This is a genomic window from Sphingobacterium corticibacterium (assembly GCF_004208525.1).
Classification (GTDB): domain Bacteria; phylum Bacteroidota; class Bacteroidia; order Sphingobacteriales; family Sphingobacteriaceae; genus Sphingobacterium; species Sphingobacterium corticibacterium.
On record NZ_SGIT01000007.1, the window covers coordinates 42680 to 64559 of the forward strand.

15 protein-coding genes and 1 pseudogene are annotated in these 21880 nt (G+C 42.6%); 6 read left to right on the forward strand and 10 right to left on the reverse strand.

All coding sequences use genetic code 11. The features are described 5' to 3' along the window. Positions 1 to 11: 11 nt before the first annotated feature. Positions 12 to 3497: a SusC/RagA family TonB-linked outer membrane protein gene (locus EWE74_RS20615; protein ID WP_130143553.1), complete on the reverse strand. Its 3486-nt coding sequence runs from the start codon at positions 3495 to 3497 to the stop codon at positions 12 to 14. Positions 3498 to 3689: 192 nt separating this feature from the next. On the opposite strand from EWE74_RS20615, the gene EWE74_RS20620 reads away from it, so the two are divergent. Next, on the forward strand, positions 3690 to 3986 hold the full coding sequence (locus EWE74_RS20620) for a hypothetical protein (protein ID WP_239018739.1): 297 nt from the start codon (positions 3690 to 3692) through the stop codon (positions 3984 to 3986). Between the two features lie 3 nt (positions 3987 to 3989). Here the strand turns inward: EWE74_RS20620 and EWE74_RS20625 are convergent, their stop codons facing one another. Beyond that, positions 3990 to 8363, reverse strand: a complete 4374-nt coding sequence (locus EWE74_RS20625) for a translocation/assembly module TamB domain-containing protein (RefSeq protein ID WP_449448559.1) — start codon at positions 8361 to 8363, stop codon at positions 3990 to 3992. Positions 8364 to 8392: 29 nt separating this feature from the next. Between EWE74_RS20625 and tsaD the strand changes: the two genes are divergently transcribed. From tsaD to porM, 4 genes are all read left to right on the forward strand, one after another. Beyond that, positions 8393 to 9394: a tRNA (adenosine(37)-N6)-threonylcarbamoyltransferase complex transferase subunit TsaD gene (gene tsaD, locus EWE74_RS20630; RefSeq protein WP_130143555.1), complete on the forward strand. Its 1002-nt coding sequence runs from the start codon at positions 8393 to 8395 to the stop codon at positions 9392 to 9394. Between the two features lie 79 nt (positions 9395 to 9473). Beyond that, positions 9474 to 10346: an energy transducer TonB gene (locus EWE74_RS20635; RefSeq protein WP_130143556.1), complete on the forward strand. Its 873-nt coding sequence runs from the start codon at positions 9474 to 9476 to the stop codon at positions 10344 to 10346. Between the two features lie 176 nt (positions 10347 to 10522). Continuing rightward, positions 10523 to 11338, forward strand: coding sequence for a type IX secretion system motor protein PorL/GldL (porL, locus tag EWE74_RS20640; RefSeq protein WP_130143557.1), 816 nt, complete (start codon positions 10523 to 10525; stop codon positions 11336 to 11338). 31 nt (positions 11339 to 11369) lie between these two features. Continuing rightward, entirely contained in the window at positions 11370 to 12908 is a 1539-nt protein-coding gene (porM, locus tag EWE74_RS20645; RefSeq protein ID WP_130143558.1) for a type IX secretion system motor protein PorM/GldM, read from the forward strand. Positions 12909 to 12983: 75 nt separating this feature from the next. Here porM and porN read toward each other — a convergent pair whose 3' ends face one another. Genes porN through EWE74_RS20660 form a run of 3 tightly spaced genes read right to left on the reverse strand, consistent with a single transcriptional unit; the run spans position 12984 to position 16187 of the window. After that, positions 12984 to 14126 carry a type IX secretion system ring subunit PorN/GldN gene (porN, locus tag EWE74_RS20650; protein ID WP_165384782.1) on the reverse strand — a complete coding sequence of 381 codons (1143 nt, stop codon included), beginning with the start codon at positions 14124 to 14126 and terminating at the stop codon, positions 12984 to 12986. Between the two features lie 36 nt (positions 14127 to 14162). Continuing rightward, positions 14163 to 15461, reverse strand: a complete 1299-nt coding sequence (porK, locus tag EWE74_RS20655) for a T9SS ring complex lipoprotein PorK/GldK (protein WP_130143560.1) — start codon at positions 15459 to 15461, stop codon at positions 14163 to 14165. Between the two features lie 33 nt (positions 15462 to 15494). Then, positions 15495 to 16187, reverse strand: coding sequence for a hypothetical protein (locus EWE74_RS20660; protein WP_130143561.1), 693 nt, complete (start codon positions 16185 to 16187; stop codon positions 15495 to 15497). A 101-nt stretch (positions 16188 to 16288) separates the two neighbouring features. Here EWE74_RS20660 and EWE74_RS20665 point away from each other — a divergent pair, with 101 nt between their 5' ends. Beyond that, a complete protein-coding gene (locus EWE74_RS20665; RefSeq protein ID WP_130143562.1) occupies positions 16289 to 17287 on the forward strand; it encodes a 2-hydroxyacid dehydrogenase in 999 nt (332 codons plus the stop codon). A gap of 87 nt (positions 17288 to 17374) precedes the next feature. Here EWE74_RS20665 and EWE74_RS20670 read toward each other — a convergent pair. The 5 genes and pseudogenes from EWE74_RS20670 to EWE74_RS20690 all read right to left on the reverse strand — a co-directional run bounded on the left by EWE74_RS20670 (position 17375) and on the right by EWE74_RS20690 (position 21878). Continuing rightward, a pseudogene (locus tag EWE74_RS20670) lies at positions 17375 to 17860 on the reverse strand (DUF2271 domain-containing protein). 6 nt (positions 17861 to 17866) lie between these two features. Next, entirely contained in the window at positions 17867 to 19381 is a 1515-nt protein-coding gene (locus EWE74_RS20675; RefSeq protein ID WP_130143563.1) for an ankyrin repeat domain-containing protein, read from the reverse strand. Positions 19382 to 19466: 85 nt separating this feature from the next. Beyond that, on the reverse strand, positions 19467 to 19745 hold the full coding sequence (locus tag EWE74_RS20680; RefSeq protein WP_130143564.1) for a hypothetical protein: 279 nt from the start codon (positions 19743 to 19745) through the stop codon (positions 19467 to 19469). A gap of 81 nt (positions 19746 to 19826) precedes the next feature. Beyond that, positions 19827 to 20852 (reverse strand): YncE family protein, encoded by a 1026-nt coding sequence (locus tag EWE74_RS20685; protein WP_130143565.1) that lies wholly within the window; start codon positions 20850 to 20852, stop codon positions 19827 to 19829. A gap of 51 nt (positions 20853 to 20903) precedes the next feature. Then, complete coding sequence (locus EWE74_RS20690) at positions 20904 to 21878, reverse strand: ABC transporter substrate-binding protein (protein ID WP_130143566.1); 975 nt, start codon at positions 21876 to 21878, stop codon at positions 20904 to 20906. Positions 21879 to 21880: the final 2 nt, after the last annotated feature.

The window sequence follows — 21880 nt, forward strand, 5'->3', positions numbered from 1 at the left end:
CATTTAACAGATTAGAAAGATAAATTGACTCCTGCGGTAAATATACGTGGCTGCGGATAACTTCCGTAGTCGTATCCATAGATAAGGCCGGTATTGGCGCCACCATGGCTGGAACTTACTTCTGGATCAAAGCCGCGATATTTCGTAAATACAAAGGCGTTTTGAACCGTTACGTATGCTCTCAGTTTGCTAACTTTCATCCTTTCTGTGATCGATTGTGGTAACGAATAACCTAAGGTAATGTTCCGCAGGCGGAAGAAAGAACCATCTTCTAAGAACCTGTCCGATACCGCACCATTGTTGAAGTCACCAGGCGTAGGACGTGGCATATCGGTAACGTCGCCCGGTTGCCGCCAACGGTCTACCCAATCCACGAATGCGTTTGAGCTAGCGTTATAACCTTCTAGTCCATTAGCTAGATTATAGTTGAAGATATCATTCCCGTAAGAGAATTGGCCCATGATGCTAAAATCAAAATTTCCGTACTGAAAGGTATTGGTTATACCACCAAAGAAATTGGGATTTGGATCACCGATAATCTGCCGGTCTTGATCGTCTTCAGCTCTGACAGGTTCTCCATTTCTTCCTTCATAATCGATCATTCCCGTTTCAGGATTGACGCCAATCATTCTCCAACCGTAAAAAGAACCGAGCGGAAGACCTTCCCGCGCAATATTTATGGAGGAAACGCCGCCTAAGATTTCATTTACACCATCTGGTAAGGCGAGCACTTTATTACGGTTGAATGTCATGTTTAAAGAAGTAGTCCATTTAAAATCACCAACAAAATTGCGGGTGGTCAACTCAAATTCGAAGCCTTTATTTTCAATGTCACCAGAGTTGGTAAATCGGTTGGTGTAACCTGCGCTGGTCAAAATAGGTACACCGATAAGAAGATCGGACGTTTTCTTATGGTAATAATCTGCTAAAATGGAAATTCTATTATTGAATAGGCCTACATCCACGCCGATATCAGACTGCCTCGTTGTTTCCCATTTGAGGTTTCGATCGCCCAAAACGGACGGAATAAAACCGGGCATGCCTAAATAGTTGTTTCCTCCTGCATAGAGGGAATAACTGGCGTAGTTTCCGATGTTTTGATTTCCGGTAATACCCCAACTGGCGCGAAGTTTCAGGTCACTGATGACAGGAAGGGCTTGGATGAAATCTTCTTCTGTAAGACGCCATGCCGCGGCAAAAGAAGGAAATGTTGCCCAACGGTTATCGCGGCCGAAACGAGAAGATCCATCGGTACGTAAGTTAGCAGTTAGGATATATTTCCTTTTGTAATTATAATTTACCCGCGCAAAAGCAGATGCGATAGCCCACTCTTCGGGGTATGCGTCTGCCCGCATGATAACACCGCCAGCATTGATATGTTCGATATCGTTGGACGGAAAGTTAGAACGTTGGGCGTGAACAAATTCCAGTCGGGATTCCTGTACGGAGAATCCACCTAGGGCATTGAGTTGGTGGTCGCCAAATAACTTGTCATATGTCAAGGTTGTTTCGTTGATCCAAAGTTGGTCACGTGTATTACGGCGCGCACCGATACCGCCTTGGCTCGCGAAGGAGCGAATTCCATTCGGCGGCATAAAAAACGTCTCGTCGATAAAGCTGATATCTGTCCCGAAACTTGTTTTCAATGTTAATGATGGAATAAATTGATATTCGGCACTGACATTGCCCAATACCCGCCAAGTTTGTGCATTGTTGGTGGGGAGCATCAACATCGCTACTGGGTTTTCGCGTGAAGCGGTAACTTGATCATATGCATAACCACCTTGTGCATCATACACAGGTATATTGGGCGGCGAGAATATCCCATTTTTCGTTGGTCCTTCCTTGGAATTTTCCTCCTGTACTCTGTCGTTTTCTGCTCGTGTCACATTGATAGCCGTAGCGAATCTCAGTTTGTCGTTGTGTTGATGATTGAGGTTTATGCGTCCGCTGATTCTGTTAAAATCGGAATTAAGCAATATACCGCCTTGTCGCATATAACCCAACGAAGTATAATATTGTGTTTTTTCACTCCCCCCGCTAGCAGCAAGCTCGTAGCTTCTGGTGCCCGCTTTTCGGAATACAGCGTCTTGCCAGTCGGTATTCATGTTGGGGTTCGCTAATATTTGATCCGGTATAGTCGACGTGGGGTCGTCTTGCTGTCTAAAGTAATAATAATCCCGCATGTAGTCCTGGTATTGTTCGGTATTCATCATCTCATACTTGCGTTCGGATGGCATTTCAGAATATCCTTCGTACATGTTGAAATGGAATTGGCTCGTGCCCGGATCTCCTTTTTTTGTTGTGATGAGAACGACCCCATTGGCTGCCCTTGCACCGTAAATAGAAGAAGACGCAGCATCTTTTAATATTTCGATAGACTGTACATCGGAAGGGTTGAGCGACGAAAGGACGTTGATACCCTGTGTACCTCCACCGAAATTAAAATCCGAACCCCCTGTAAAATTGGTCGTACTGTTCACGGGGATACCATCCACAACGTATAGCGGATCGGAGCTGGCATTTATCGAAGTGGTACCACGTACGCGAATGCTAAGCCCACCACCCGGTGAACCGGATTTCTGTGTCACCTGCACGCCGCCCGCTTTTCCTTGGATAGCTTGCGGGATACTGGGCAATACTTCGTTCTCGATTTCATCCGCTCCTATACTGGATACCGAACTGGCCAATGTCGCTCGTTCCATCGTACCATACCCGACGGCCACTACTTGTACCGATTGGATGGTTTTTGATTCCTCACTTAACAAAACCGATATCTCTTTTCTATTGTTGAGCGGCTCCTCGTATTCCTTATAACCAACAGCACTAAATACCAGAATATCGCTCGCATTTGCTGGGATGTTGAACCGACCTTGTTCATCCGTAGCGGCTGAAGTTGGTTGTCCTTTGACCGTAACGGTAACACCTGTTATGGGACCATTTTTGTCACTAATTGTACCCTGGACGGCATTTTGTGAAGCGGCCGTAGAGTCAGTTGAGATAGTGGAAGGCGTAGGTGAAATCGCGGGAGTTCGTGTTGTGGTAGTCGTATCGGTACCGGTTGTATCTGTTGCGGTACTAACCATTGTATCAATTGGGGTATCTCTTGTTACAGATGAATCCGCTTCTGCACGTTTCAGTACCACATGTATCTCGCTCCGGTTATTGATACGCTCTTCGTGTCGGGCGAAATCTGTTTTGTTAAAAATCAGGGATCCATCTGGTTTCATCTCCAGTGTAAATAGACCTTGATCGTCTGTTACGGTGTTGATAGTTTCCCCCTTTACGGAGACGATAGCGCCTGCTATGGATTGGTTATCAGTGTCTTTGACGGATCCCTGTATCGTAATCAGGGAATCTTGGGTACTGGGTAATGTCGTCCGGAATAAGCTGGAATGGTCGATTTTACTTGAATAGGAAAGATGTGTATCGTATTTGGCAAGAGCCCAGTAGGGGGCAAAGAATAGGAAGGGAATGGCATACAGGGTGTGTTTCATATACGGTATAGAATTACATTAAAATCATTTTCTTGTTTCTATTTTCTGTAGTGTAACAAACAACTAGTTTCAATAGTTTTGTTATTTATAATATTTTTGTTACAATGTGTTGCGATAACGTGTAGTCGATAAGAAATAGTATTTGTTTAGGAAAAAAAATGTAATTTGTTGACCATAATTAATTGTGTAAGTATGACAACTTTGACCTACAATGAGTTTATCAATTCGATTGAAAAGGATAACACTATTCCTGATAAATTGAATGTCCATTTACAGTCACTTTGGTACGATGCGAAAGGAGATTGGCAAACAGCACATGACTTGATCGATCATTTGGAGGACCGTACCTCGGCGCATGTACATGCATATCTTCACCGTGTGGAGGGAGATTTGTGGAATGCACGCTATTGGTACAATCGCGCAAAACAACCGGAATACAAAGGCGACTTAAAGGACGAGTGGGCGCAGTTAGTGAAAATGTTGTTATAGTATTTATTCTTCTTCCCGCTTTTTGCGTTCATTCCATAACCATAATTTTCTCCAAAATTCGGATAAAGAATTGAACTCTTGCCGATATACTAGCCCAACGGCACTGATGTAATCACTATAAGGCGTGAACAAGAAATTTCGGGTATTGAGTCTATTGTATGCTCTTAATACAAGATTTCCATCTTGACGTAAGCGGAATGTGACTTCTGCATCGGTGGCTATCTGGTCCGAGAAGAGCGTGAGATCGTTGAGTTGATTTTGGCTACGGTCGCTAACACCTCCCGTAAAGACCAATCGGTCGTCGAAAAACCGCAAGGAAGCGGAAGCATCGTTGAAGGACCGGATATTAAGATCCAGAAAATTCATGTTGAGAGACTGGGAGATGATGCTGTTTAGTTGATTGAAAGCGATTTCTGTACCCGCCGATAGGAGCGTATTGTTGACTTCTCTACCAAATTCCTGTGTCGATGCCGGCGTGAAGCTCCTTCGGACGATGAGACTAATAGCCTGTTGGTTAACATTGTTGATATCGCTCAAATAGCCTTGAAGCTCATCTTTAATATACGGTGTTTGTGGGAAATTAAGATCGAAAGAAACGTCTGGCTGTGATAACGTACCTTTTAATATCATATCCGCTTGGGCCAGGATTCGGTCGTTGTTTTCTGCTCGTCCCGCAGCATTGTATAAAGGAGCAATTGATGTCCGTTGTTGATAGGTTGCACTCAGATTAACGGTTGCTTCGGCAGGATTGCCCGCCCATCTGATAGTTCCGCCTTCTTTGAGATCAAAGAACTTATTAAAGAAATCTTGTGCGGTAAAATGGAATTTTCCGGAGATAACATGATAGTCACCAAACATCTCAAAATCTCCCAAACTGGATATACGCAACGAAATATCACCTGTACCGACGCCGGTTAAAGAGCCGATGTTGTTTTCTAGATTGATTTCCGCATCAGGTGTCACGGTAATATCCATATTCATGGTTAAACCTTGAAAAAGCCGTTTAGAGATAGGTATCTCCTGTTGAGTAGAATCCGGGTTTACAAAATAGATGAAATCGTTGTCAGTCACTTTCAACGAAGTATTAAAAGGCAGGGTAATTACTGTATTAGGGTTTGGGCGTACATCAATATCCATAACCATGGCGCTGGTCGGGCCGTTAAAACGGAAAGCGCCTGATGCGTAGGCTGTACCAAAGAACAGTTCATTGTCTTTCCGGACGGTGTTTAGGATTTGGAAGTTATCTGCTGTCACGTGAATAGCCAAAGTCGGGTCGCTAAGTGTATTGAGATTGATTTCTCCATTTGCTCTCGCTGTCGCATTTCGAGCATCGTTTAACAATAAATTATTTAAAAGAATAGTATTCTCTTGGATGACGGAATGTTGATTGGAGATGCTGTATTTCGTCTGCAGATAATTAACTAAAAAAGATGCTTCCTTGATATGGGCAGTTCCATTTATTTTTGGCTGTCCGATAGTACCACTTATTGTCACATCACCGCTCATGGTACCGTATAAATTGGAAACAAGTGTGCGGAGGAACGGTTGCACCACACCGAGATCTATATCATTGACTGTTCCTTTTAAATGTAATGCATCCTTTTCAGCATTGACGTCATACGAGCCACTGAGCATAACCCCGTCGCCATCTACATCCAATAACTTAGATTGAAGTTGTATTAGTCCGCTCTGCGGATCAAAATCTGCGTTTACATCTAGACTTCCGATTGGAAGGTTATTATAAATGATCGGTGTAGTGGAGATATTGGCAGAAAGTGTTGGTGAACCAAAAACCGAATGTATTTGCATTTCTCCGCTAAGATGTCCGAGTAAATCAATGCCCAACGGTCGTGTAATTCCCGATAGTGAAGCTAGGCTGAAGTCTTTAAAAGCAATATCGAGCTTGTCGTCTTCATTGGAAAGAATCCCGTTTAAGCTGACCTCTTGGCGATCTCGGGAAATGTGAAGGTTATTTAAGTAAAATTTGCCTTTGGAGACCCACAGATCCGCATCCTGATTTATTTCCCATGACTCTTTATTCAATACAATTTCGGATTGGTCAAACCGAATATTTGCTGGCTGATTGTGGGCAAAGTGTATATTTCCGTTTAATTTAAGATAGTTAGGACGATCTGTTTCCGAAAGGGAAATATGGAAATTCAGACTGTCGTTAGCCAATACATTATTGATGGCAATATGGTCTACATATGTGGAGTCCGAAAAACTAAAGCGATCAGCCGCTACATCTAACGAAAAAGCTTGGTTATCCGCTTTTTCGGTAAGGGCGAGGTTGGTGATCTTCATGCCTTTGTAGGTCACTACTGGACTAAAAGCCTTAAAATTTGCGGTATAGTTATCCGACGAGAATTTGGCCGTTAAAGTTGCCCCGTCTTCTAGCGCCAAACTGGGATCAAATAATGCCGATATTGGAGCGAAGGATTTGACATTGACATGCAGGTCAAAATTTTGTGGATTGTATGGTTGGATTTCGAGATTGATGGCAGGCGCATAACGCATAGCCAACGAGCGAAAATAAGCACCTATACTGGATAAATCTATTTGCCCCGACATCACCCCATCAACGACATCGGATTTAAGGGTCAACTGTTTGGATTGCTCATCACCTTCCGATTCAAAATCTAAATAATTCATGACAAAATCTCCTCTTGTTGTGCTGAACTGTAAATGATCGGAGGTAATGTGACCGTTTAGGGAATTTAGGGTGTTCCCATGTAGCTTTGCTTGAATATTGGACTGACTGACGACAATACTGTCTTTGAGATGGAGATGTAATCCTTTTAAGTCGAGATGCTGTATGGTAGAATTAAATTCGTATCTCGGCATAGTGTCTTGCCAGTTAACCTCTCCTTCAAACGCTAGGGCAGCGTGTTGATCATCAATTTTGCCATTAGCAAATAAAATCTTATCCAGCATTTCGCCTTCAAAATCTATGTTTTGATAGCAATAATTCTTGAAGAGAAGATTCGACAAATGGCCATGTGTGCTTAAATGTAGTGATTTTGCATCATTTCCCCTGCCGTCATATTGAAGGCTAAAACCCGTTGTGCCAATTTCATTGGAGCGCACGAATTTCCCCAAGTCAAAGGAAGCGGTTTCTACTTTCCCCCTATATTGTAAAGAAGGTTTTATCGTGATACTACTTTTGGTGGAGAGAGAACCCAGCGCTGTGGTAGCTCTCCCGTCTACATCAAAAAGGTAGTAATATCCGTTAAGTGTGCCTTGATAGGCTAAAGTTTCCAAAAGATGAACTTGATCTGGCAGGGAAAAGGAAGATTGATTGGATAATGCCGGTACAAGCTCTTCGACATCCTTTGCGGAGGTTTGTAGATTCGCTAATGAAAAATGGAATCGCGTTTGCTCGATTGCCGGTAGTCCGTCAATCGTAAAGTCCCCTTGTAGACTGGTTTGTGTCCCCGTCTTGAGATAAACATCATGAGCCGTTAGATGTTCGACTGTGCCAGAAACGGAAGCTTGGATAACATCCGTTGTGAATCGAACATTTACCATGGTTGGTGCAAAAAACTCGATATCACGCGAATCTACAAAAGCATCGTGAAGCTTGCCTTCCATATTCACTTTTCGGATAAAATCCGAAAAGTCTGTAAAATTATCGTAATAGAAAGCGAGATAATTGCCTATCCTAGAGCGATTGGTATGTAGCACCAGGTCAGTAAATTCCATTTTTTTGTCGGATATATAAGATCGTGCACTAAATTCCTGAAGGTACAGTCCGCTTTTTTCTTTGAAAGTGAGCTGTTCTACATCTGCTTGCATCGTTGTATCGCTATAGCGGATCGCTTTAATATCACCCGAAATGTTTGTCAAATCTAGATCACTAAAATCTACACCGCGATTATGATGATTAAAGCGATGGTCGGTCAGTTTGAAATGATTGTCGTGCAGTGTGACACTTTGCAAATCCAATTGCATTTTAGTCGTTTTCGGTGTTTGTTCTTCTTTTTTTGGTGAAAAATAATCGATTAAGAAACTAACATTGGTGCTGTCTTTATATACTTCGTAGTTAATAAAAGCACTATCTAACGTGACTTGTTGAATCCCGATTTGCTTGTTCCATATTTTTACCAGGGAAATGCGGGCGGTTGCACTTTTGGCGGATAGCAACGTATTCCCGTTTCGGTCGTTGATAGAAAAGCGCTGTAATTCTAACGAACTAAACGGCTTGAAATATACTTTTTCCAAGGAGATATCCGTTTGTAGCTCTTTGCTCAAGTAGTTTGCCACCTTTTTCGTGACATAGGTCTGTACAGCAGGATAACGTAATAAGAAAATAGCCAATATCGTTAGCGAGAGGATGCTAAGCAGGGTAATCAGCGTTATTTTAAGTATTTTTTTGATATTTTTGTATTCTATTTAAATATTGTACAATGGCTGTTATCCTCGGTATCGAGTCTTCCTGCGATGAAACTTCTGCCTCTATATGTATAGACGGTGAAATTAAATCAAATATTATTGCTAGTCAAGCAATTCATGCAAAATATGGAGGTGTGGTACCCGAATTAGCATCGCGAGCCCATCAGCTACATATCATCCCGACAGTGGATGAAGCCATTCAGCAGGCAAAAATACATAAAAATGATGTGGATGCAGTGGCTTTTACGCGAGGCCCTGGACTTTTAGGGTCACTTTTGGTTGGCACTTCTTTTGCCAAATCGTTTGCATTGGCTCGTCAAATCCCGCTGATTGAAATCAACCATATGCAAGCACATATCCTGGCACATTTTATAGAGGAACCGAAACCCAGCTTTCCTTTTCTTTGCCTAACCGTATCGGGCGGACATACACAGATTGTATTGGTGAAAGACTATTTTGAAATGGAGTTGCTCGGACAAACGCTTGATGATGCAGCCGGAGAAGCGTTTGACAAAACAGCGAAAATACTGAACCTACCTTATCCGGGAGGGCCATTAATCGACAAATATGCACAGGAAGGAAATCCGGACGCCTATAAATTGCCCGAACCGCAAATTCCGGAATTGAATTTTAGTTTTTCGGGTCTTAAAACGGCTATTTTATATATGGTACAGGCGGAAGAAAAGAAGGATCCCAATTTTTTAATGGAAAATATAGCTGATGTATGCGCTTCGGTGCAACAGCGTATTGTTTCTATTTTATTGAATAAGCTAAAGAAAGCGGCGAAACAAACTGGCGTGCGGAATATGGCAATCGCAGGAGGGGTTTCTGCTAATTCAGGTCTACGACAGGGGTTGTTGGAAATGGGTAAGCAATACCAGTGGAACGTATTCATTCCCAAATTTGAATACTGTACCGACAACGCCGCTATGATTGCTATTGCGGGGTACCATAAATATCTGCGCAAAGAGTTTGTCGGTCAAGATATTACACCTTTAGCGCGGATGCACGTGTAGTGGTACGAAAAATAAATTATGGAATTTTCACTTCGTTGTCATCATGAAAGAAAAGATGTAAACCTTAACACTTTTCGTTATGTGGAACAACAAATTAGATATTTATGAGAAAGAATGGCTGGATGTCGTTTTTTCTTCCCGCAACCAAACTTATGGTGCGTATGATTTACGGCGTCAATCTGCTGCGGCCACGAATAAAGCCTTGCTTATGGTTATGTTCGCTGTTGCCTTACTGGTAGGTGGAAAATATGCTTATGACCGGATGCCGGGTAGCTCTTCGACCCCGATAATTGAAAACAATATACCTGTGACACTTGATCATTTGGCGGTTCCTGAAATACCGAAAGAAGAGGAAGTAATCCTTCCTGCAGAACAACCTGTCCAAAAGATCGCACAAGACCCACCTGCACAGGAACTGATCCGTTTTGTAGAACCTGTGATAACCGATCGTAATAGAGCAGTAGAGGATGTTGCCTCGCAAGATGATCTAAAAGACAAGATGACTGCTCGGCTTACGCTTAAACCAGTGAAGGGTGGTTCTTTTGTTGCAAAAGGGGAATTTGGTCCTACGAAAGAACTAGGCAACATCACCGGAACAGCCACAGGTGATCCCGATGGTGGTACATTAAATAATGGGGAACCGTTTGTGTCGGTACAGGTGATGCCAGAACCCATGGGCGGTATGGCTGCATTTGTCAACTGGGTAGGAAAGAACTATGCGTATCCCGATAGGGCGTTGGATCAAGGGATTAAAGGGAGCGTAATTGCTACGTTTGTGGTGGAAACAGATGGCTCTTTAACCGATATCACGATATTGCGGGATATCGGTTTCGGTACAGGTGATGAGGCTATCCGCGTGTTGAAAAAAGCGGCAAAGTGGAAGCCGGGTGTTCAAAACGGCGTGCCTGTTAGAGTCAAATATACATTGCCGATCAAATTGAGTACATTTTAATGACCAAAACACTGTTTTGTCTGTATTTTAACGCGGTTTTGTCTATCATGCTAAACGAAGCGAAGAATCTTAAATCTTACCGCTTGTAATTTATGGTATTTTTATTGCTAGTACTTTGAGATCGTTTTAATATATCGTTAGCGAGGCGTCATAGTGCTACTAAAAATGAATAAAATATGAGTTTAAAGAAAAAAGACAATTCAAGATGGTTACACGTTGCTATCTCTTGGGGAGCTAGTATCGTTATTGTTGGTGTTCTGTTTAAAATACTTTATATAGGAGGCTCATTTGCCAACTATATGATTGGTATTGGTTTAGCGGTGGAAGCTTTTCTGTTTTTCCTAATGGGGTTCAATCCGCCGCCAAAAGAACCCGCATGGGAGAGGGTATATCCTGAATTGGACGAGGATTACGCCGGAGAGTTGCCGCAGCGATCTGCTGCACTTAGCCATCAACCAGCAGGGCCGTCGGCGACAGCGGCGTTAGACAAGATGTTTGCGGAGGCAAAGATAGAGCCTGTACTGATTGAAAACCTGGGAAGAGGTTTGCGTGATTTTAGCGATAAAGTATCGGCTATCAACCAAATATCAGATGTGTCGTTTGCAGCCAACGAATTTACGGAGAAGTTGAAGCATGCGAGCTCGAAGTTTGATAATCTCAGCATGGCTTTTGAAAAAGCATCTGCCAATCTCGTAGCGATGTCCAATACGAACACAGATACCGCCGGTTACCACCAACAGGTACAAAACCTCACGAACAACTTACAATCGTTGAATGCGATGTACGAACGGGAATTACGGGATTCGGCATCTCATCTACAGTCCATGAACCAATTCTATGAAAGCTTAAGTTATACGATGAAAAACTTCAACGAATCCCTAGATGACTCGAAGGTGTTTAAAGAAGAAGTAAACAAGCTGGCGAAGAATCTAGCTGCTTTGAATACCGTGTATGGCGGTATGTTGACGGCCATGAATCAGCCACGTGTGTAGGAAAATCATTTTATAACAAAAAAAGAAAAGAATGGCTTACGGAAGAGAGACGCCAAGGCAACGCATGATCAATATTTTATATTTGGTATTGCTAGCCCTACTCGCATTAAATGTACCAAACTCCATATTAGATGCTTTTAAGAATATTAATGACAGTCTTGAAGCTTCTAAAACCAATGTCGACAATTCTGTCGAACAGTTGTTTGCCGCATTTGAGAGTACAAAACTAAAAGAAGAACCAGAACGGGCGAAGCCTATATACGAACAGGCTAAACAGGCTCGCGCTGTTGTAGATGAACTGAATCAATACATTAATGAATTGAAGCAGGAATTTGAGAAACAGGGCGGCGGATATGATGAAGATACCGGTGATTTGGTACGTCGTGAAAACGCAGATATTGCGCCGCATCTGATGATTAACGGCAAAAGAGGGGTGGAATTAAAAGAGAAGATAAACAGTACCCGTGAAAAACTGTTGTCGTTATTAAATGAAGACGACCGAAAATCGGTTTCGTTTTCCTTGGAAGCACAAGATCCAGAAAAGTCTGCAAATGGCAAAAGAAAGTGGGAAGAGGTTAACTTTGGAAGCGGAACGCCTTTGACGGCAGCAATGACTACGCTGACTAAAATACAAGTCGATGCGCAGAATGCGGAATCCGATGTCGTAAAGCTAATTTTGGGCAAAATGGATCAAGCTGTGGTGAATTTGGATAAATTTGCAGCAGTAGCGGTAGCGCCTACATCCTATCTTGTCCAGGGGCAGCCTTATACAGCAGAAGTTTTCTTGACGGCTTCAGATTCTAAATCGGAGCCAGCGATCAGTGTAAATGGAAGTGCGTTAAACGTAGTGGATGGAAAAGGTGTCTATACGGTGCCTACCAACCAAGAGGGTATTTTCACCTGGACAGGAACGATTAAAGTGCAACAAACGGACGGTACGGTTAAGGAATACCGTACACCGGAACAGACTTATCAAGTTGCTAGACCATCGGCGGTTGTTTCACCAGATAAAATGAATGTGCTGTATATAGGTGTCAGCAACCCTATTTCTGTTTCTGCACCAGGCACACCTACAAATAAGATCAATGTAAGCATGAATGGTGGTGGAGGTAGGATTTCTGGCTCTGGTGGAAAATATAATGTTACGGTAAGTTCACCTGGAACGGCTCGCATATCGGTATCCGCCGAAGTGGCACCGGGCAAAACACAGACGTTGAGTACAACAGAGTTTCGCGTAAAAAGAATTCCGGATCCAATTGCTAAATTCGGAGGAAAGACAGGGGGCAATATGGCGACCGTGGCAATCAAAGCACAAAATGCTGTTTTTGCCTCGTTGGATAACTTTGACTTCGATGCCAAATTTAACGTCACTAAATTTAGTATGATCATTGCCAAACCGAGGGCAGATGCTATTGTACTTTCTACCAATGGCGGAACGTTAAGCTCCAGTATGAAAACCGCGTTGAACGGAATCGTTCCGGGAACCAGAGTGATATTTGATAATATTATTGCGGTAGGTCCTGATGGATCTCCAAGACAATTGAACGCTGTTGCGTTAACAGCGAACTAGTAGAAAAGTTGCAAATAATAAAAAATGCCACTCGTTTTCGAGTGGCATTTTTTATTATATCTATGCTATCAGCAATTATTCCAACTCTTCTGTTTGCGTTATGGGTTGCTGTTCTTGTGTTGGAGGTTCTTGACTTTCTGTCTCTGACCCTGTTTCTTCTTCAGCAGTTGTCGTTGTCGGCGAACTTGATGGATTGCTGGTAGACGGCGTATTGTTTTGTCGTTGCACCGGTGGCTGGTAATTTTCAAGTTCTTCAGGATTTACACCTTTTGGTGCAGACCAAAGTTTTTCTTTATAAGTTTCCAGTTTATCTTCGATTTGTTGGGCTTCTTGCAGCTGCTGTAAGGCGTTTTCTGCATATTGTGCCTCTTGGCGCATCGCACTAGGAGAGGATTCCCGAATAATGGAGCTAGCAAATTTTCGTTGAACGAATAGATCATCCATACTCATGTCATACAGACCCCTATCGGGGTCAGAGACATCCACCTTAACAAGTGTATACCTTAGTTGCGGGAAATATAACCAAAAAGCAGGTGTTGACCCTATAGATTCCGCTAATTCGGCAGATGAAGAAATATCCATCAACGGAGCTACGCCGATAATCCGTGTTTCGAGACGCCCGCGTTGCTTATCGAAGAAAATATCTTCTTTGATTCTGAATTTGGTAACACGTTCCGGATTGAACTCATTCAAGGTCATCTGGGCATCAATTTGATTTCCTTCATCGTCAAAAATAGGTACTAAAACGCTGTCCGCAAACTGTGCGACACCTTGACTAGCCGTCATTTTTGTTTTGAAAGTATCGTCTTCTGGGCTGTATGGTGTCAATTTTCCTTCGTTTATTCCGTTCATGATGGCTTCAATTAAGGATGCGCCCGGAATGGCATAAATATAATTCTCTTCGTTGGATAAATCGATATCTCTCCAGACCCGTTTGTAAAAGCGGATATTTTTCATATTCACCTTAGGATAGGCAAATGGAACGGCATCTTCTAGATTATTCGCTTGGTAGAAACCATCGGTTGTTGGAATTGTATCCATCAATATATCCTGACTACTCGTATCGTATAGAGGAGTCTGTTGCTGATTACTCAGAAAAACATCCTCTGTAAGCGTATCCAACGTTGTGGTGTCCTGTTGCGGTGGAATATCTACTTCCTGCTGTGCAATAACATGATTAAACCCACATATTAAAGCGATTGTGACTAGTGCTTTCATCTCTGCTAAATTTCTTATAGTTCTACACTTCATCTTTTAATATCTCCTTGTTTTACTTTGATCGGTTGGCATTTCAAAGGCAGACATCACACAGCGGAATCCGATGTAGGAATGGGGTTCATATTCGACCACATAATTACGCGTTTCGCTATTTAACTGTTCGCCGTTATCTTTCCACGAACCACCTCTTACCACTTTTCTTTTGAGAGCGTCGCTGTCACTTTCATCGGCATCGTATAATAAAACGGGGTTCAAGTCATTGACAAAAGCAATAGCCGACGGGCTATACGCATCGAGTGTCCATTCAGACACGTTTCCTGCCATATTGTAAATGCCAAAAGCGTTCGGTGTATATGATTTTGCAGGTACGGTAAAGGTAGCCCCATCTTGCGAATAGGTACCTTCTCCCTGTTTGTAGTTGACGGCTAATTTCTTTTTGCCCTCTTTGCCGTCAATCGTTAGGCGAGTTCCAGATATGGTATCACGTGGATCTAGTTTACCCTCGGCGGCGTATTGCCACTGTGCTTCTGTCGGTAAACTGAATGTAAGATGATAGCCACTTAAATAAGAATTTTTCATAATGTTTGCCATCAACTCCTTTCCCCGCCAGTCTGTATAAGCTCTTGCCTGTTTCCATGTTACCCCTACGATCGGATAATAATCAAACGACTCATGAGTAAAGTAATTGGCGTCCATGGAAGCTAACTGGGCATTTGGAAAATCTTTAGACCAGATATCCTCTATAGGCATTACGGGTACTGTATCCGTTACATATTCTGTTTCTTCACGCCCATTAGACTTCAAATACGAAAACCGATACTTAACAGCTTCTTCGTTTAATGCCCTGCGCGCGCCTTTCATGACGACCATCGGCGTCAGTCTTTCTTGAATGGAGGGATCGTTACTACGCCATAAGGGAGAAACGCGCTTAACGCGCTTCCAATCGATTCGTCGTTGGCCGTCCTCACCGACAATATCCAAAAAGTACTGGTCATCGTTTAAATAATCTGTTACCGCAACTGAATCGGCTACCCAGTTTACAAATTCCCGATACTGTTTGTTGGTAACTTCGGTTTCATCAATAAAGAATGCACTCAGACTAATATTTTTACCCACATTCCCACTATCTAAAGAACTCTTATAGAGAATGGTTCCAGATGGAACATACACCATGCCTGGAGGCGCAGGTAGTTTACCGCCTCGAAAAGCAGATACTTTGGGAGCATTATAGAAATTGTTTGATTTACAAGCCGCGACGACTATTAAGGATGTTAACAGAGCGATAACAATAGTCCGAGGCTGGGCTAATCTGTGTCTCAAATTCTTCTTATTCATTATAATAAATTTATAAGCTATGGATGTTTGATACTAATTACGATTAAACAAGGCTAATTTTACGCCTAAAGAAAGATAGGAGTACTGGTCCATCTTGCTGTTAATAACACCATCAACATTATCTTTTGGAAGCAAGGATTGTTGATAATTGATGTTGATTGCCCAACGTGGACCGTAAAGTGTTCGTCCTATCGGTATATCTAAACCGATGTTGAAAGGAATGGCCAATTGATAGGCGTTTAAATCTTCGGAAATTTCTCCTCCCACATTTTCGATTGATGTCCGATAGCTACCGTCTATGCGGTGATTAATATTGTTTTTCATTGCCCCTACACCAGCACCTACATAGATGTTAGCCAGAATCTTACTAAATGTGCTTGCACCTAGTGTATAGTAGCTGTAGTTGGCTGGAAGGGATAGAAACTGACCGAGCCTGACTTTCGCATTGGCATTGATGGCGAAGTAACGGTTCTCGAAATCGCTATTCCATCCATAAGCACTTAACATCCCTTTTTCGCCTTTCACACCGACCGAGATAAAAGGAGTTATTAATCCTTCGGCTTCTAAGTATCCCGCAAATCGCGTGTCGGTATTTCCCAAATCGGCCCAGACCATGGTCCCACCTGCACCCGCCCCTATACTTATAGGACGAGAAAATTGAGCAAAAACAGCTTGTGTCGAGAAAAAAGCGAACAAAACAAAAGCGGAAAATATACCTTTTTTCATTATATATAAATTGTTTTTTTAAAATCGATACTAGGAAAGCAATTATCTTGCCTTAATTTCTATGTTGTATTTTTTTTATTCTTTTTCCTATATTTAGCGCTATGAAGATAGCTTTCTTTTCCACCCAGCCTTATGACCGTATGTTTTTCAATCGCGAAAACCAAGACGAACGGTTTACATATCAGTTTTATGAAACACACTTAGGCCCGCATATTGTGCAAGCGGTAAACGATGTGGATGCGGTATGCGTTTTTGTGAACGATCGTGTGAACCGGGAAGTAATTGAAGTGCTCGCATCGCGTGGCGTGAAAATAATAGCATTGCGCTGTGCCGGCTTCAATAATGTAGATTTGGATGCAGCACGAGAATTTGGTATAGCTGTATGTCGTGTACCGGCCTATTCTCCGGAAGCAGTCGCAGAACATGCTATGGCACTGCTCTTGACGTTGAACCGCAAAACGCACAAAGCCTACAACCGGGTGCGAGAACAAAATTTTTCGTTAAATGGTTTGTTAGGTTTCAACCTTCACGGAAAAACAATTGGTGTTGTTGGAACCGGGAAGATCGGCAAAGCCTTTTGTCGGGTAGCAAAAGGGTTTGGCTGTAAATTACTCGCTTTTGATATCTATGAAGATGAACAACTAAAGGAAATGGGCGTGTCGTATGTTGATATGGATACGTTATACAGGTCTTCCGATATTATTTCGCTCCATTGTCCGCTAACGCCTGAGAACAAACACATGATTAATAACACGTCCATACGACAAATGAAAGATGGTGTTGTGGTGTTAAATACCAGTCGAGGGGCGTTAATCGATACATCGGCAGTAATCGACGCGTTAAAAACACGCAAAATCGGTGGTCTTGCTCTTGATGTGTACGAACAGGAAGAGAAATTGTTTTTTAAAGATTTAAGTGGTACCATCATCGAAGATGATACGATTCAACGGCTGATGAGCTTTCCAAATGTATTGGTCACTGCCCATCAGGCATTCTTTACGGAAGAGGCTTTGACACAGATAGCTGGAACGACACTTAGCAATATCGAAGGATTGCTCTTAGGACATGAACCGTCTAATAAACAAGCTATAGTGGTGTAGACACTACGATAGCAATAAAAAGGAAGATATAGTCGGTGTAAAGCGACTATATCTCCATACGGAAAGGCTCATTAAATAACTGAAACATCAATTACCACTAAATTTTACATACCTTATATAACCTTTGCCATCTGTTTTTGAAGACAGCCCTTCTTTAGTGAGCGGTACTTCTGCGTCCTTTTGGTAATAAGGATGATGCTCTACTGCACTTTCAAAACGGATCTTATAACCGGCATTAATCTTGGATTTGTCGATATTAATGATTACAATGGTACGGTCTCCTCCAGATATAGATGCGCCCGTTATAGCGCTGATGTCCGTTGGTTTCTTTTTATAAGCCTTATGTCATGCCTTGAGATCTGGGTACCATTTTTTGTCATCCCCTAGCACATACAGCGTTTTTTCGTATTCGTCGTTTTTGTTGATGAGCAATACGACAATATAAGCACCTTCCCCTGTGTAATTGTTCAGCTGTAGCATGCACTTATATTTCGTACTAGGTTGTGCATATACTTGGACGGTCGAAATGATAATAGCTAAGCAAGGTAATATGTATTTTATTTTTTGTAGCATACGCCATTACTTTAAAAAATCAATTGAAATATTAGCCTGCTTTAGAAGCTCATTTTCGTAGGCAAGGTCATAAGCAGTCTCCCCAAAAGAAGTGCCTATATCTTTTTTTGCGCCGGCAGAAAGCAGATAACGTAGAATTGTATCATCTTTGGCAAGCATGGCCGCTTTGTGCAAAACTGTAAGCTCTTCCTCATTTTTAACATTGATATCTATTCCGAAATACGAAATCTTTTTCATCAGTGCCAGATCGTTTTTGGTTATTGCCACATGATAGAGTGTACTGCCGTCGTTGAACGGAGAAGCAAGGTTCAGTCCGTTTTCTTTTAATACATGCAATTTGGCTCCCAGCTCGTCTGCCGGAGCGGTCTGGGCTGTTGCATTTTGACGACTGCCACGGCCACCGGCGCCTCTGTACGCATCGATTAAAAGATATGCCAGGTTCTGACCGTCTTTGTCTATGACGTTTACATCGGCGCCATTCTTTAACAGTAATGCCACTACCTCCGCATTCGAGCTTTTTACGGCATTGGTTAACGCGGATTCACCGTTACTGTTGACGGCATTTATATTTTTTACCGTTGGCAATATGCGTCCAATAAGCTCAACATTTTTGACACCTGCGGCGCCGATAAAAGGGGTATTACCTTCGGCATCCGTTTTATTGATATCTACGCCTTTTTTGAAAAAATAATCAATGACATCTCCTTGATTTTGCTTACGCACAACAAGGTGCAGGACATTGCGTCCATTTTTATCTGTTATAAGCGGATCGATATTCAAATCGTCTACCAGATATTGGTACACTTCTAATTTATTGGCACTGCGATAGGTACCACCCGCAGCCGAAAATAGAGCGGCTGGAGTATATTTTGCCCCTCTTTTTAACAGACCTTTCAGCACATCGAGATTACCGATCTTTGCCGCGTGGTTAAAAATGGTATTGCCACTGTTATCGGTAGAGTTAATAGACAGACCCTTGGAGATTAGGTAGTCCGTAGTGCTTAAATCTTTGTCGTAACCAACTGCCAACATCGATAGATTAGCACCATCTTTTTCGGTGTATTTTTGCTGGATATCCAGACCATGTTTGACAAATACATCAATTACTGCTGGGCTTAGGTGAGTGTTGAATGCTGCAAAGCTCAAAGCAGTATGATGGTTCGCATCCAAAAAGTTCATATCCGAACCTTTGGTTAAAAGATAGTCTACTACCGGAGCATTATTTTTCTGTGCGGCAACATGTAAGTAGATACGTCCCTCCATCAGTGTACGTTTTAGATCTACACCGGGTTGATCTATTAGATATTTGATGACCTCTATCGGAGCATCGTTGTTTATTGCCAAGAGGATCGGATCAGCTGTGCTGGTTATTTCTTTGAAATCAAACCCTTTTGCCAATTCAGCTTTTACGGTATTAACATCGGGTTTGCCCGCCCAAAATTCCTTGTTCAGTAAAATGTTTTCCTGTGCACCTGCATGCAAAGCGGCAAGTAAAAGTGCCGCGGTTAATAATCTCTTCATTTAGTGTTTTATTTAAATATGATTTCCCGATGATAATGTTCCGTAGCCTCTTTTGTTAAGTTAGACGCAACTATTATTTCGGGGATTATTGATAAGTATTTTTAGATTTCTCCGTGTCTACCAAGAGATAAGATACAAGTCTATGACCTTCGCTTTCACGTTGCAGGATACCACAGAGGGTCATTAATCGTAAGGTACTGTGAATTGTTGACCAAGAAACAGGTCGAGTTTCGCGCAATTCTAACCAAAACGTCTCAACATCTGGAATAAAGCCGGCTTGGCAGATAGCTTTCACAATCCATATCCGCTTCTCGGTCATCACCAGACCACGTTCTTTTAATGCTTCAATAATATCCGCTTCCATAATTTTTGTATGTCAGGTAATACTTATGGACGTCAAAGGAGCTATTATAGTCTCTTTGAGGTTTGTCCACATTAGGTAGCCTTATAAACTAATCCGAGAGATGATATCTCCGTTTGGATCATTGGACGGCTTTGGCTTTTCTCCTTGTTTAGGACGACCGGCACCGTTGGCTTTGTGGCTCGTATACGCCACACCATTTTGGTCAACAACGATGGTATTCGGTAACGATCCGGCTTCAAGATTAGCTTTCACACTGTAATCTTTGGCATCAATGATTGTCACCGTCTGCGCACCGCGATTGGCAACATAGATGATATCATTGGCCGGTGAATAGCGGATGCCCAAAGCGCCTTTGCCTGTCTCGACAGATTTAACGACTTCACCAGTGTTGGCATCCAATACAGAAACCGAGCCCGATCCCGTATGGGCTATGTACAAGCGGTTACGTTTTGCATCAAAATCCAGATTGATTGCCTTTTCACCTCCCGAAGGGAAGCTATCTATCACATTCTTTGTCTTTAGGTCGATAGCTACGATATTGCTCGTCTTGAAGTTGATGGCAAAAAGTTTACTGTTCTTGCCGTCTAAGGCAAGTCCGGTCACTGACGGGCCTGCTCCATTAATTTGTTGGATGTGTTTATTGGTTTTTCCATCGATCTCCCATATACCGCCACCAACATCCGAAACATATACCTTATTGTTTGCCTCGTCGACAACTACTTCACGGGTGTGGCCTTTTTCCTGACCATTGGTAATCGTAGCCAGGGTTTTGCCGGTTTTAATGTCTACCGCTATTACCGAACCGGCGCGTGTAGCCGTGCCGTATAATGTCTGTGTTTTTTGGTTAATCCCTAATCCAAAAGCACCGGTTTCCAATACAATGGAATCCTTAACCTGCAGTGTTTTACCATCCAAAGCATAGATGGTAGGCTTCTCGGCATTACCACGTGTGGTGGTTACATAGACCAGACCGTTTTTATGGTTATAGACCAGTTCGTAGACACCATCACCAATCTTACTTGATTTGGTAGCGATTTGGGCTGCACCATTTTGTGTAAGTCCTGCTACAAGAATACAGGCAGCCGTTATTTTTAATGTTTTTTTCATGATTTTCTATTTTTTCTACCGGCATATAATGCCATCGGTATCTGTCTTTTTTTAAAATTTAATACCGTAAAGTTTTTCGCCTATATCCGTGATCTTTTTATTGACCGAAAGAAGTCCGCTGCCGGACAGGTACCATATGGAACCCGGCAATAAGAATACTTTGTTGTTTTTATAGGCTTTTGTCTTTTTAACGTCGTCATTCAGCAAGTCCGTCCATACAGGCATTTCGCCTTTTATCCCCGTAGCACGGTCAAAAACGAACAGGTAATCCGGATTGATACTTTCCAATGATGGCGCTTGTACACGTTGTCTCTGTGTCTGCTCGCCCTGTTGTGGTGCAGATTCTCTTTCCGGGGCTGGTTCAGGGGTATAAGCCGGCTTTAGATCCAGCACATCGTAGGCAAAACCGAAACGGGAGTTGGGGCCGCTTGGATTGAAGCGACCATTTATGTGCATGGCCACAACCGTTTTCTTAGGATCAGCTTTTGCCTTTGCTTTCACTAAATCCTTTTTCTTACGCAAGGCAGCCAGTTTTTCCCCGGCAAGCTTTTCCTTTTCAAAAATAGACGCTATCGAGCGGACGTTAGCCTCGAATGTCGACCAGAAATTTTCTGTTTCCGTTCCAAATAACAGTGTAGGCGCTATCATTGCCAGGGAATCGTGCTGCGCACGCTGCCTGTTGGACGTAATAATCAGATCAGGTTTCAGCTGTGCTACAGTAGCGATATTTGCTTTCGGTACATTACCCGCCACGGTATATTTGGTAGCATCGCCATATTCGGGCATAAACTGCTTCACATTGGCCAGAACACCCACAACAGGGATACCCAACTCGTAGCAAGTCTCCAAGCTCCCCAGATCCAACACGACAACACGTTTTGGGTTTTTCTTTACCTGTACATCGCCGGTCGGTTGCTTGATGGTAACAACGTTATTTGACTGTGCCTGGATACCTTTAACCGATAGCAGTGCCAAAACAACGAGCAGAAGGCTTGTTGCTTTGAATAATATGTTGCTTTTGTTCATTA

Excerpts from the sequence above, each read along its gene's own strand:
- EWE74_RS20615 (WP_130143553.1), bottom strand. The coding sequence starts at position 3,497 with ATGAAACACACCCTGTATGCCATTCCCTTCCTATTCTTTGCCCCCTAC.
- EWE74_RS20620 (WP_239018739.1), top strand. The coding sequence starts at position 3,690 with ATGACAACTTTGACCTACAATGAGTTTATCAATTCGATTGAAAAGGAT.
- tsaD (WP_130143555.1), top strand. The coding sequence starts at position 8,393 with ATGGCTGTTATCCTCGGTATCGAGTCTTCCTGCGATGAAACTTCTGCC.
- EWE74_RS20635 (WP_130143556.1), top strand. The coding sequence starts at position 9,474 with ATGTGGAACAACAAATTAGATATTTATGAGAAAGAATGGCTGGATGTC.
- porL (WP_130143557.1), top strand. The coding sequence starts at position 10,523 with ATGAGTTTAAAGAAAAAAGACAATTCAAGATGGTTACACGTTGCTATC.
- porM (WP_130143558.1), top strand. The coding sequence starts at position 11,370 with ATGGCTTACGGAAGAGAGACGCCAAGGCAACGCATGATCAATATTTTA.
- porN (WP_165384782.1), bottom strand. The coding sequence starts at position 14,126 with ATGAAAGCACTAGTCACAATCGCTTTAATATGTGGGTTTAATCATGTT.
- porK (WP_130143560.1), bottom strand. The coding sequence starts at position 15,461 with ATGAATAAGAAGAATTTGAGACACAGATTAGCCCAGCCTCGGACTATT.
- EWE74_RS20660 (WP_130143561.1), bottom strand. The coding sequence starts at position 16,187 with ATGAAAAAAGGTATATTTTCCGCTTTTGTTTTGTTCGCTTTTTTCTCG.
- EWE74_RS20665 (WP_130143562.1), top strand. The coding sequence starts at position 16,289 with ATGAAGATAGCTTTCTTTTCCACCCAGCCTTATGACCGTATGTTTTTC.
- EWE74_RS20675 (WP_130143563.1), bottom strand. The coding sequence starts at position 19,381 with ATGAAGAGATTATTAACCGCGGCACTTTTACTTGCCGCTTTGCATGCA.
- EWE74_RS20680 (WP_130143564.1), bottom strand. The coding sequence starts at position 19,745 with ATGGAAGCGGATATTATTGAAGCATTAAAAGAACGTGGTCTGGTGATG.
- EWE74_RS20685 (WP_130143565.1), bottom strand. The coding sequence starts at position 20,852 with ATGAAAAAAACATTAAAAATAACGGCTGCCTGTATTCTTGTAGCAGGA.
- EWE74_RS20690 (WP_130143566.1), bottom strand. The coding sequence starts at position 21,878 with ATGAACAAAAGCAACATATTATTCAAAGCAACAAGCCTTCTGCTCGTT.